An 11,672-nucleotide genomic window follows, 5' to 3' on the forward strand; every position below is an offset into this window, starting at 1 on the left:
GGTCGGACCAGGTCAAACGTGGTCGGACCGGCGTCAGGGCGTGCAGGTGGCCCGGACGGCACTGGCGGCGTGGTGGGCGCCGGCGGCGGCGCCCCAGTCGATGCCGCGGTCGTGCAGGGTGAGGGAGATCGGACCGCGGTAGGTGAACGGCCCCTTGGTCACCCAACTTCCCTGACTGGCCGTCTGGTTGATGGTGAAGGAACCGGCCGAGCCACCGCCGCTCTGCACCGTGTAGTAGCTCGGGTTGCCGCCGACCTGCTTGAGGTTGCCGCTGGCCGGGATGTAGACGGCCAGGGTGCAGCTGGTGACCTTGTCCAGGGTGAAGCTCCAGACCACCGAGTTGCCCTTGTCGTTGCCGTCACCGGACATCGGCATCGCGGCGTAGGTGCCGTTGCAGCCCTCGCCGCTGTAGCCGCCGGAGTAGTTGCGCCAGCCCTTGTCGCCGTCGTCGTACCAGCCGTTGGTGCGGTACCCGCCGCAGTACGGGCCGGCGATCGCGGTGACCGGCGCCGGCGGCTTGGCGGCCACCGGCGGCGGGGCCGGGTTCTGGGCGCCGGCCGGCGGCGGGGCGGGGTTCTGGGCCCCGGCCGGCGGCGGCGTCGGCTGGCTGGGGGCGGGCTTGGTGCCGCCCGCGGCGGCGCCACCGCTCGCGGCGGCCCCCGAACCGCCCTGGGCCTGACCGGTCCCGGCAGCGGAACTCCCGGCGCCCGTACCGGTGTTGACCGCTCCCTTGGCGGGCTGCGCGGCGCCGCCGCCCCCGCCCGACGCGCCGCCCCCGGAGGCGGAGCCGCCGGAGCCGTTGGGCACCGAACCCGGCTGGTCACCCGGCGCGGAGGAGGCCGCACCGGCGTCCACCGGCGGCACGACCGCCCCCGGCTGCCCGTCCGGGCGGGGGTGCCCGTGCCGCCGGTGCCGCCGTGCTCGTCGTACCCGGGCACGAAGCCGTTGCCGCCGTCCCCGCCGCCCTGCCCGAACCCGGGCGGCGCGTCGGCCTGGGCGGGCCCCTTCTTGTGGTCGTTGCCGCCGAGCTGGGTCACCACCACCGAGGCGCCCACCAGCACCAGGCCCACGGCGACGGCCGCCGCGATCATCGGACGGGAGACCCGCCCGGGCCGCGGGCCGGGGTCCGTACCGGACTCGCCGGCCGCTCGGCGACCACGGTGGCGGCCAGCGCCTCGGGCGTGGCGGCGGCGGGCGACACCGTGACGGCCGCGGCGGCGGGTACGGGGGTGCGGCGGGTGCGGCCGACGGGGTGGCCGGCGGCGCGACCGGGTCGCGGACGCGCGCTCGGCCGGCTTGCCGCCCTCGGTCCGGGCCGGATTCTCCGTCGGCTTCCCGGCAGGCTTCTCGGCCGCTTCCCGGTCTCGGCGGCCTTCTCGGCCCTGGTCCCCGTCCCCGTCCCGCCGGGGGCCGCCGCCTGCGCGGGCAGCACCACGGTCGGGGCCCCCGGGGCCGCGGCCGTCTCCGCGGCGGAGGCCGTCTCCGTGGACTCCTCCTCGGCAGCCAGAGCCCAGTTCACCGCCGGAAGCCGGAAGCCGGACGGCTCCCGCCCCGGCTCGCCGCGCTGCTCCTCGCCCACCATGCATCCCCTGTGTTCGACGACACTCCTGTGGGGAGCTACGGCCGGACGGCCCCGATCGGTTCAGCCGGGTCCTGGACGTTCAGCTTCCGACCGTCCAGACCGGTTCCTCGGTCTCCTCCGGCGGGGTCAGCACGAAGGACACCGCCCGCTCCAGCACCGCCGGTTCGGGGTCCGCCCACGGGCCGTCACCCTGGGCGCGGACGTGCGCGAGCAGCTCCGGGTCGGGCGCCAGCCCGTACTCCTCCAGGTAGTACGTCACCGTGTCGGTCCAGATCCACCGGCCGTCGGTGCGGAAGCCCATCGGCACGACACCCCGCCGGTCCGGCTCGACCACGTCGTCCATCAGCATCGTGGTCAGCAGCACCGCCGCGCCGGTCCGCAGGTAGCGGGCGACGGCCTCGCGCTCCTCCCCGGGCTCCAGCCGCGGCCGGTCCGGCGCGAAGCCCGGCCCGGTCACCGGGTCCACGACGTCGAACACCGCCGCCAGCCGGAACCCGTCCCGCACCGTCTCGGTCATCCCGCGCTCCTCCTGCCGAACTCTTCCCTACGCTACGTCCCACGGACGGTCCGGGGTCCGGGGTTCACCGGGCCGGGCACGAGGAGGGAGCCGTCGATGACGGGACTGTGGATCCCGGAGGTCTACCGGGACCGCGAGGAGTCCCTGCGGCTGCTGCGGACGTACTTCACCCGACGCCGGGAGCGGGGCGACCTGTGGTACTCCGGCGCGCACTTCGAGCGGCTCGACGGCGGCGGCGACCGGCCCGGAGTGGCGGACCGCTTCACCGCCGACGACCTGGTCGCCGTCACCATGCTGAGCGTCCAGGTGAAACCGCACGGCGCGGTCGACCTGCTCACCGACCCCGGGGGCCACTGGCACCGGCTGCTGTCGGCGATCCCCCGCGACGCCCGCCTGGAGGACCCCGACTCCGACGCCCTGGTGGCACCGGGCGGCCCGGCGTGGGAGCTCTGGGAACGGCTCGCCGACCCGGCGAAGACGTACCCGGCCAAACCCGACGGCGGCGGCCCGGTCGTCGCGGGCAAGCTACTGGCCCGCAAGCGCCCGCACCTCGTCCCGGTCTACGACGAGCGGATCAAGGCGCTCTTCCGGCGGCCCCGGACGGACCGCACCTTCTGGGCCGACCTGGCCGCCGCCCTCCGCGCCGACGGCGGCGCGTTCCGGGCCGACCTGGCGGAGGTGCGCGCCGAGGCCGGGATCGGCGAGGAGATCGGCGTCCTGCGGGTCCTGGACGTCATCGGCTGGATGCACCAGGGCGAACGGGAGCGCGCGGCCGGAGCCCATTGACGGCTCCGGCCCGGGCGCGACCGTCAGTTCGGCCCCGCGCCCAGGTCCAGCAGGTAGCGGGACGGGTCGGCGGGACGGACGCGGTCGGCGGGGGCGACGGCGTCGCGGCGGGCGAGCCAGGTGCGGAGGCGGTCGGGGCCCGGGCGGACCCCGCCGATCTCGTGCAGCAGGACCCGGGCCGGCTGCCCGCTGTCCGGGTCGGGCGGCTGGACGTCGATCACCTCGAACTCCGTTCCCGGGGCGAAGATCACGGTCGGCGGGTCGCCCGGCTCGCCGAAGGCCGAGCTGCGGCGGCCGCCGACGGACCAGATGGCGAACTCGATCCCGGCGTCCTCGCCGAAGTCCGCCCCCGGCGCCGCCAGGCCGGTCACCGGCGCCCGCTCGGTCACCACCGCACCGGGGGTGTACGCGGCGAGGTCGCACCCCTCGGCCGGGCCGCCGACCAGCACGCCGCCGTAGTGGCTCGGCAGCCGCCGCAGGCCGGCGGCCAGGCAGCGCAGGTACGGGCCGAAGCGGCCCGGTGCACCGGAGCGGGCCGCCGCCAGGAGCTCGGCACGGGGGGCCAGCGGGGTGCAGTCGCCGTGCTGGAGCAGGACGGCGACCAGTTCGGGCCGCGGGTCGCCGGACTCCGTACGGGAGCGGAGGCTCGGCAGCCGGGTGGCGACGTCCTCGGCCCGCCGCGCGAGCCGCTGGTAGGCGGGCCGAGCTGGGCGACCAGCGCCCCGCGGTCCTGCCCCGGGGTGGCGGGCGCCTCGGCCACCGGCGGCTCGGGCGCGGCGGGTACGGGGTCGGGCTGGGGGTCGGGCTCCGGTTCGGGTTCCGGCTCGGGTTCGATGACCGGGTCGGGTTCAGGCTCTGGCTCGGGTTCGACGACCGGCTCGGGCTCGGCTTCGGGTTCGACGACCGGTTCGGGCTCGACCCCGACCGCCTGCTCCGGCTCCTCGACGGCAGCGGGTTCCTCGGCAGCCACCGGGCGGGGCTCCGCGGGCACCTCCTCGTACTGCCCGCCGGAGGTCGCCACGGTCACGGCGGGCGTCGGTGCGGCCACCACCTCGGGCTCGGGCTCCACCTCGGGCTCCGGCTCGGGTTCAGGCTCCGGCTCGGGTGCAGGCTCCGGCTCGGGCTCGGGCTCGGGTACGGCCTCAAGGGCAGGCACCGGGTCGGGCTCCGCCTCAAGCACCGGCTCCGCCTCCACCCCCGCCCAGTCCAGCCCGTACAGCCGCGCGCAGAACCGCCCCACCGCCCCGGACTCGACGTCCAGGGTTCCGGCGACGGCGAGGGCGAGCCGCGCCGTGCCGTGGGGCAGGACGCCGAGGAGGGTGCCGAGGTGGTCCCAGAGCGTTTCGGGGACGGGGCGGCCGGGGGCGCCGATGACGAGCACCGGCTGGGCGGGGTCGGGGCGGCGCAGGCGCGGGCCGCGGTCGGGGGTGGCTTCGGGCCGGAGCCACAGGCCGGCGGCGACGGCTTCCAGTTCCCAGCCGGGGAAGGCCGGGTAGCGGGCCGGGCCGGGTGCCGGGGGGAGGTCGGGGCGGGTGCGCCAGCCGGTGGCGGTGACGGTGCGGTCGCTCGGGCGGGCGACGAGTTCGGTGAGGTACGGTTCCCAGCCTTCGGCGCCGTCCGGGCCCAGGTGGACGTTGCGGGTGCCGACCGGGCCGTTGCGGACGGGGAGGCCGACGGCCGCGCGCACCTCCTGGCGCAGGGTGGCGGACAGGACGGCGACCAGTTCGACCAGCCGGACCGGGTCGGCCCAGGGCGCGCTGAGGGTCAGCCGCCGGTCGGGCTTCCCCGCGGCGGTCTGCAACAGTGCGGCGGCGTTGGCGAGTTGGGGGCCGCTGGGGAGTGGTCCGGCGGGCTCGCCGAGGACGAGCAGCAGGGTGTCGCCGGGTGCGGCGGCCCGGTCCAGTACGGCGGGCCGTTCCGCTCCGACGGCGGCTTCGGTGATCCAGTACGCGCCGCCGGCGAGCGGGGTGACGGTCGCGGCGGCGGGCCAGTGCGGGCCGAGCGGCGCGGTGGCGCCGCCGGGCGGGCAGCGCCACCAGGTGCCGTCGACGGCCGGGAGCATGCCGTCCGCCTCGACGCTGATCACCGTGTCCGGCGCGATGACGGTCAGTCCGCTGCGCTTGGCGAGCAGTTCGGCGGGCCGTCGGCCGTCGGGTCCGGGCGCGGCGAGTCCGGAGGCGGCGAGCACCAGTGCCTCGGCGCCCCGTTCGCGCGCCGCCCGGGCGAGTTCGTCGAGTGAGGCCAGCAGGACGGGTGCCGCGTCGGCGGCGGCGGCGAGCAGCAGCAGCGCCCGCGGTTCGGCCCGGACGGGCTCCAGTGCCTCGGCCAGTCCGGCGGCCTCGGCACCGGGCGGCGCGATGACGTAGTGCGGTCCGAGCGCCCGCAGCGTCGAGCCGCCGGTCGCGGGAGCCGAGCCGCCGGTCGCAGGAGCCGAGCCGCCGGTCGCGGGGGTCGTGGCGGTGGTCATCAGCCCTCCTCCCCGAGGTGTCCGGTCTGCACCTGGACGGTGCGCCGCCGGGTGATGTACAGCCCTCGCCCGGCCGGGAGCTGCCGGGGCTTGAGGTTGCCGAAGAGGTAGCCCTCCGAGGGCGGGCAGGACATCAGCAGCGAGGGCGAGTTGACTTCCTGGAGCTTGCGCAGCAGCGGGTCGGAGAGGGCTCGGCCGATGCCGTTGGCGCCGCGGGCGACGACCAGGTGGAGGCCGATCTCGGCGCCCTGGGCGAGGTCTTCCAGCAGGGCGGCGAAGGGGTGGTTGCCGCCGGTGGAGCCGACCAGGTCGTAGTCGTCGACGAGGATGAAGAGTTCGGGGCCGGTCCACCAGTCGCGCAGTTTGAGCCGGGCGGGTGTGATGTCGGCGGGCGGGATGCGGTTCTTCATCGCCCGGGACGCGCCGTCGACGATCTGGCGGAGCTTGTCGACGGCCACCGCGTAGCCGAGCCGGTACTCCTCGGGGACGGCGTCGTACAGGCCGCGCCGGTAGTCGACCAGCATGATCCGCGCTTCGGCGGGGGTGTAGGCGGTGGTGATGGCGTTGATCATCAGCCGCAGCAGGTTGGTCTTGCCGGACTCGCTGTCGCCGACCACCAGCAGGTGCGGGTTCTCCTCGAAGTCGTGCCACAGCGGGGAGACTTCGGTGTCCTCCAGGCCGATCGGGACGCGCAGCCGTCCTTCGGCGGCGGGGAGCCGGGCGGCGTCCAGGACCAGTGGCAGCATCCGGACCTCGGGGGCGCGCGGGCCGGTCCAGTGCGCGGCGACGGCGTCGACCAGGTCGGCGACGCCCTCGCCGAGGTCGTCGGTGCGGCCGGAGCCGTCGATCCGGGGCAGGGCGGTGAGGAAGTGCAGCTGCTCGTCGGTGAGGCCGCGGCCGGGCAGCTTGGGGACCTTGGCGGCGGCCCGCATGTTGATCACGGAGTCGATGGCGTCGCCGAGTCGCAGCTCGAAGCGGGTCTGCAGCTGGTCGCGCAGGCCGCCGGTGATCTCGCCCCAGCGCGTGGTGGCCACCACCAGGTGGACACCGTAGTTGAGGCCGCGCTGGGACATCAGGGTGAGCGGCTGGACGAGGTCGTTGAACTCCTGGCGCAGGGTGTTCCAGCCGTCGATGACCAGGAACACGTCGCCGTGGTGCTCGTCGGGCAGTTCACCGGCGGCCCGGCGGCGGCGGAAGGAGGCGACGGAGTCGATGCCGAGTTCGGCGAAGTACTGTTCGCGGCGGTTGATGACGGCGTTGACCTCGGCGACGGTGCGCAGCACCCGCTCGCCGTCGTGCCGGCCGGTGACGCCGCCGACGTGCGGCAGGCCGCGCAGGGCGGAGAGCGTGCCGCCGCCGAAGTCCAGGCAGTAGAACTGGACTTCGCGCGGGGTGTGGGTGAGGGCGAGGCCGGTGATCAGGCCGCGCAGCAGGGTGCTCTTGCCGCTCTGCGGGGCGCCGGCGATGCCGACGTGGCCGCCGGCGCCGGCGAGGTCGGCGGTGAGCAGGTCGCGCAGCTGGTGGAAGGGGCGGTCGACCACGCCGACGGGCAGTGCGAGGGTGCCGTGGCCGCTGGTGTCCTCGGTGGTGAGGCCGCGTTCGGGGTGCGGGACGAGCGGCGGCAGCAGTTCGTCGAGGGTGGGCGGGACGTCCAGCGGAGGCAGCCAGACCCGGTGGGCGGGCGGTCCGGCGTCGCGGAGCCGGTCGGCGGCGACTTCCAGCAGGGAGCCGGCGGAGACCTGCTCCTCCTCGGACTCCTCCTGGGCGACGGCCGGTTGGCGCGGCATCACGTAGTCGGTGCCGTAGGCGACGACCTGTCCGGCGATCGCGGCCTGCTGGGCGGCGCGGCGCTTGGGCCGGTACGGGCCGGAGACGTAGGCGGCCTTGAAGCGGGTGAGGGTGGAGATGTCGCTGCGCAGGAAGCCGTTGCCGGGCTGGGAGGGCAGCTGGTAGGCGTCGGGGACGCCGAGGACGCCGCGGCTCTCCATGGCGGAGAAGGTGCGCAGGCCGATCCGGTAGGACAGGTGGGACTCCAGCGCGCTCATCCGGCCCTCGTCGAGCCGCTGCGAGGCGAGCAGCAGGTGGACGCCGAGGGAGCGGCCGAGGCGGCCGATCATGATGAAGAGTTCCATGAAGTCCCGGTGCGCGGACAGCAGTTCGCTGAACTCGTCGACGACGACGAAGAGCGTGGGCAGCGGGCGCAGCGGGGTGCCGGCGGCGCGCGCGGTCTCGTAGTCCAGGAGCGAGGCGTAGCCGGCGTCGCGCAGCAGCTCCTGGCGGCGGACGAGTTCGCCGTGCAGGGCGTCGCGCATCCGGTCGACGAGGGAGGCCTCGTCGGCCAGGTTGGTGATCACCGCGGAGGTGTGCGGCAGGGTGTCGAGGCCGAGGAAGGTGGCGCCGCCCTTGAAGTCGACCAGGACGAAGTTGAGCACCTCGGAGGAGTGGGTGACGGCCAGGGCGAGCACCAGGGTGCGCAGCAGTTCCGACTTCCCGGAGCCGGTGGCGCCGATCAGCATGCCGTGCGGGCCCATGCCGCCCTGGGCGGACTCCTTGAGGTCGAGGTCGACGGGGCGCCCGTCGGGGCCGAGTCCGAGCGGGACCCGCAGCCGCTGCGGGATGCCGCGCTGGGCCCAGAGCCCGTCGACGTCGTGGGCGTGCAGGTCGGGGATGCCGAGCAGGGCGGTGAGGTCGAAGTCGGTGGCGAGCGGTTCGGCGGAGTCGACGCCGTCGGCGATGCGGTAGCGGGCGAGCTGGGCGGCGAGGCGGGTCGCGGCGGGCAGGGTGAGCGCGTCGGGCCGGCCGAGGTCGGTGACGACGTCCTTGCGGTTGCGGTCGGAGCCGACCATGGTGAGCCGGCCGTCCTCGATCCGCAGCCGCAGGGTGGTGCGGCCGGGGCGCCACTCCAGGCTGTCGGAGAGGTCGATCAGGACGGCGTTGCGGTAGCCGGTGAGGGCGGCGCGGCTGCCGGTGTGCGCGCCGGGGCCGTCGAGGACCAGGACGGTGAAGGGTTCGTCGCGGTCGGGTACGGCGTCCGGTTCGAAGCCGGGGCGGCCGGTGAACTCCTCGCCGAGCAGCTGCTCGACCTCGCCGAGGCTGCCCGCGACCAGCCGGACCGGGCCGGCGCCGTCGGTGTCGGTCGGGTGCAGGGCGTGCGGCAGCCACTTGGCCCACTCCCAGTCGGCCCGCCGTTCGGCGTCGGTGACGACGGCGACGGCCAGCTCGTCCGGGCCGTGCACCACGGCGAGTTGGGCGAGCACGGCGCGCACCATGGCGCGGGCGGCGTCCGGGTCGTCGGAGCGCAGCAGCAGGTGGGCGAAGCCGCGCAGGTGGATGGCCATCGGCTGGTCGGCGAGCGTGCCGTAGGCGTGGATGAAGCGGCGCAGGGCGTGGGCGCAGAGCGGCTCCAGGTCCTCGACCGGCTTGGTGGCGAGCGGGGCGAGCGGGGTGGCCAGGCGCTGGGAGCCCAGGCCGATCCGGACGTCGCTGAAGTCCGGGTGGGCGGCCCGGCGTTCCCACAGCCGGCTGGTGCCGACCAGCGACCACAGCTCCTGCGGGGCGGGGTGGCGCCAGGCGAGCGCCTGCCGTTGGGCGTCGATCGAGCGGCGCACCTGGCGGCGCATCTGGGAGAGGTAGCGCAGGTAGTCGCGGCGCTCGGCGCGCAGCTGCTGCTTGCGGTCGCTGGAGCCGCGGATCAGCTGGGTGACCAGCATGCCGACGGCGGACAGCGCCATCATGCCCATCGCGACGTAGCTGAGCGCGCCGCCACCGCCGTCGCCGCTGCCCCCGGGGTGCAGGAACATGAAGACCATCGACAGCGAGCCGAGCGCCATCGGGACCATGCTGATCACGCTCGCCATGCCGCTCTGCTTCTCCGGCAGACCCGGCGGCTCCTGCAGCTGGATCTCGCCGTCCGGCATCTCGGGCCCCGGACGCCGGGGCGTCCGCTTGACCAGCACCACGCTCACTCAGGGACTCCTTACCGCCGCGACCGTTCCCTCTGGCTGACGGACGGCGTGGCGCGGGAGGTTCAGCGGGCGGCGGGCCGGTTTGAACGCGCCGCGCCGGACGAGCCGTTCAACGGGCGGGAACGCGCAGTGCGCAGAAGCGGTACGCGGAAGCAGTACGCGAAAGCAGTACGCCGAAGCAGTACGCCGAAGCGGTGCGCGCAGGCCGAGAGCAGCACCACCGAGCCGGAGGACAGGCGTGAGCAGCAGTGTCGTCGCAGGACTGTGCCGATTGAGGTTCCACGCGCCGGAGGCGGTCTTCGAACTGTCCGTCCCGGCCGACGTGCCGCTGGCCGACCTGCTCCCCGCGATCCTCGGCCACGCCGGGCCCGACCTCGCCGAGGAGGGGCTGGAGCACGGCGGCTGGGTGCTGCAGCGGCTCGGCGAGGACCCGCTGGACGAGGAGCGCAGCGCCGAGTCCCTGGGCCTGCACGACGGTGACGCGCTGTACCTGCGGGAGCGGCACGGGACCCTGCCGCCGGTGCACTTCGACGACCTGGTCGACGGCGTCGCCACCGGCATGAACGAGCGCGGCGACACCTGGCGCCCGGGCCTGACCCGGATCCTGGCCCTGGCCCTGGCGCTGACCGCGCTGGCGGCCGGCTGGGTGCTGCTGGCGCTGCCCGGTCCGGCCGCGCCGCGCGAGGCGGCCGCGGCGGCCGTCGCGCTCCTGCTGCTGCTCGGCGCCGCCAGCGCCTCCCGGGCGATGGCCGACGCGGGCGCGGGCGCCGCGCTGGGCGCCGCCGCCGTGCCGTACCTGGCGCTGGCCGCGCTGCTGCTGCCGAGCGGGCCGGGCGGTGACGACCTGCTCGGCGCCCGGGTGCTGGCGGCCTCCTCGGCCGGGGCCGGGGTGGCGGTGCTGGCCCTGGCGGCGGTCGGCGCGGCGGCGCCGCTGTTCCTCGGGGTGGCGCTGGTCGCGCTGCTCGGGGTGGTGTCGGGGGTGCTGGTGCTCGCCGGCCTGACGCCCGCCCAGCTGGTCGCGGTGGTCGCGGTGGTGGCGGTGCTGGTCGGCGCCTTCGTGCCGTCGACGGCGTTCCGGCTGTCCGGACTGCGGCTGCCGATGCTGCCGCGCAACGCGGAGGAGCTGCAGGAGAACATCGAGCCGGTCCCGGCCGAGGCCGTTCTGCCCCGCGCCCTGGTCGCCGACGACTACCTGATGGCCCTGCACACCGCGGTCGGCCTGGTCTGCGCGGCCTGCCTGGCCGTCCTGCCGTTCGCGGACGGCTGGGCCGGGCCCGCCGAGGCCGCCGCCCTGAGCCTGCTGCTCCTGCTGCACGGCCGGGCCGTCGGCAGCATCCGCCAGCGCCTGGCCGTCCTGCTGCCCGGTGTGCTCGGCGCCCTCGTGCTGCTCACCCGGGCCGCCACCACCGCCTCGGCGACCGGGCGGCTCGCCCTGGTGGGCGGCCTGCTGACGGTGGCCGTCGCGCTGCTGGTCGTCGCCTGGACGGTGCCCGGCCGCCGGCTGCTCCCGTACTGGGGGCGCCTCGCCGACATCCTGCACACCCTGTGTGCCCTCGCCCTGCTGCCGCTGGCCCTCCAGGCCTGCGGCGTCTACCACGCGCTGCGCGGGCTCGCGGGCTGAGGCCGACAAGCGTGAGGGCCCGCCACCGTGACGGTTGGCGGGCCCTCTCGTCGTCCCCGGGCGGGGGCGTCAGTCGAACGGGCGCGGCGGGTGCGCCGGCTCCCCCGCGCGGTCGCGGGCGTCGAGGGCGGACCAGAGCGCACCCGGATCCAGCCGCATGGCCGCCGGGGCACCGGGGTTGACCACGATCCCGAGGCCCGGGGGCAGCCGTTCCAGCAGCGTGCCGGGCCCGATCACCGCGTGGTCGGGGTTCCCCGCCGCCTCCAGCCAGGACCGCGCGGAGTACACCACCACCGCCGGAGCGCCGTCCGGGAGCCCGAACCCGCCGACGCCGCCGGACCCGTCCAGCAGCACGGCGAAGCGGGCGGCGGCCAGCGCGCGGTAGACGTCCTCGGCCGGCCCGTACCCGGTCGCGGCCAGCTGGACGGCCGCGTCCACCGGGTCGGTCGGCGCCGGCCACTCGCGCGCCAGCGGGGAGGGACGGTACTCCCCGTTCTCCGCGAACTCCTCGACCGAGCCGTCCTCCCCCGCGAGCCACCGCCCGATCACCGCCCAGTCCGGCGGCTCCCCCTCGCCCCGCCAGTACGGGTCGACCAGCCCGATCCACTGCCCGGGGGCGGCCTTCGCGGCGGCCAGGATCCGCTCGGGCACCGGCGGCGCGGGAACGGGCCCGGTGCGGCCCTGGTCGGAAGCGGTCATCGCGGTCCTCTCGGTCTTCCCGGTCTTCCCGGTCT

The 11,672-nt window shown here is 76.1% G+C and carries 8 protein-coding genes; 2 read left to right on the top strand and 6 right to left on the bottom strand.

What is annotated here, in order from left to right:
- Window positions 1-33: 33 nt before the first annotated feature.
- Window positions 34-864: a hypothetical protein gene (locus tag ACYP53_RS32740; protein ID WP_459650102.1), complete on the bottom strand. Its 831-nt coding sequence runs from the start codon at window positions 862-864 to the stop codon at window positions 34-36.
- A gap of 797 nt (window positions 865-1,661) precedes the next feature.
- Window positions 1,662-2,099 (bottom strand): hypothetical protein, encoded by a 438-nt coding sequence (locus tag ACYP53_RS32745; RefSeq protein ID WP_459650103.1) that lies wholly within the window; start codon window positions 2,097-2,099, stop codon window positions 1,662-1,664.
- A 96-nt stretch (window positions 2,100-2,195) separates the two neighbouring features.
- On the opposite strand from ACYP53_RS32745, the gene ACYP53_RS32750 reads away from it, so the two are divergent.
- The gene (locus ACYP53_RS32750) at window positions 2,196-2,885 is read left to right on the top strand and encodes a DUF6308 family protein (RefSeq protein WP_459650104.1); all 690 of its coding nucleotides are present in this window, start codon (window positions 2,196-2,198) and stop codon (window positions 2,883-2,885) included.
- A gap of 23 nt (window positions 2,886-2,908) precedes the next feature.
- On the opposite strand, the gene ACYP53_RS32755 is transcribed toward ACYP53_RS32750, so the two are convergent.
- The 3 genes from ACYP53_RS32755 to eccCa are packed head-to-tail and all read right to left on the bottom strand — an operon-like array spanning window position 2,909 to window position 9,317.
- Window positions 2,909-3,334, bottom strand: a complete 426-nt coding sequence (locus tag ACYP53_RS32755; protein ID WP_459650105.1) for a hypothetical protein — start codon at window positions 3,332-3,334, stop codon at window positions 2,909-2,911.
- Window positions 3,271-5,352 carry a hypothetical protein gene (locus ACYP53_RS32760; RefSeq protein ID WP_459650106.1) on the bottom strand — a complete coding sequence of 694 codons (2,082 nt, stop codon included), beginning with the start codon at window positions 5,350-5,352 and terminating at the stop codon, window positions 3,271-3,273. Before ACYP53_RS32760 ends, ACYP53_RS32755 begins: the two co-directional genes overlap by 64 nt.
- Entirely contained in the window at window positions 5,352-9,317 is a 3,966-nt protein-coding gene (gene eccCa / locus ACYP53_RS32765; protein ID WP_459650107.1) for a type VII secretion protein EccCa, read from the bottom strand. The genes ACYP53_RS32760 and eccCa overlap by 1 nt, the downstream gene beginning before the upstream one ends.
- Window positions 9,318-9,555: 238 nt before the next feature.
- Between eccCa and eccD the strand changes: the two genes are divergently transcribed.
- Window positions 9,556-10,938: a type VII secretion integral membrane protein EccD gene (gene eccD / locus ACYP53_RS32770; RefSeq protein WP_189919682.1), complete on the top strand. Its 1,383-nt coding sequence runs from the start codon at window positions 9,556-9,558 to the stop codon at window positions 10,936-10,938.
- A 69-nt stretch (window positions 10,939-11,007) separates the two neighbouring features.
- Here the strand turns inward: eccD and ACYP53_RS32775 are convergent, their stop codons facing one another.
- The gene (locus ACYP53_RS32775) at window positions 11,008-11,637 is read right to left on the bottom strand and encodes a type VII secretion system-associated protein (protein ID WP_459650108.1); all 630 of its coding nucleotides are present in this window, start codon (window positions 11,635-11,637) and stop codon (window positions 11,008-11,010) included.
- Window positions 11,638-11,672 lie beyond the last annotated feature (35 nt).

The sequence above is a fragment of the Kitasatospora sp. Ki12 genome (assembly GCF_054601375.1).

Excerpts from the sequence above, each read along its gene's own strand:
- ACYP53_RS32775 (WP_459650108.1), bottom strand. The coding sequence starts at position 11,637 with ATGACCGCTTCCGACCAGGGCCGCACCGGGCCCGTTCCCGCGCCGCCG.
- ACYP53_RS32760 (WP_459650106.1), bottom strand. The coding sequence starts at position 5,352 with ATGACCACCGCCACGACCCCCGCGACCGGCGGCTCGGCTCCTGCGACC.
- ACYP53_RS32750 (WP_459650104.1), top strand. The coding sequence starts at position 2,196 with ATGACGGGACTGTGGATCCCGGAGGTCTACCGGGACCGCGAGGAGTCC.
- ACYP53_RS32745 (WP_459650103.1), bottom strand. The coding sequence starts at position 2,099 with ATGACCGAGACGGTGCGGGACGGGTTCCGGCTGGCGGCGGTGTTCGAC.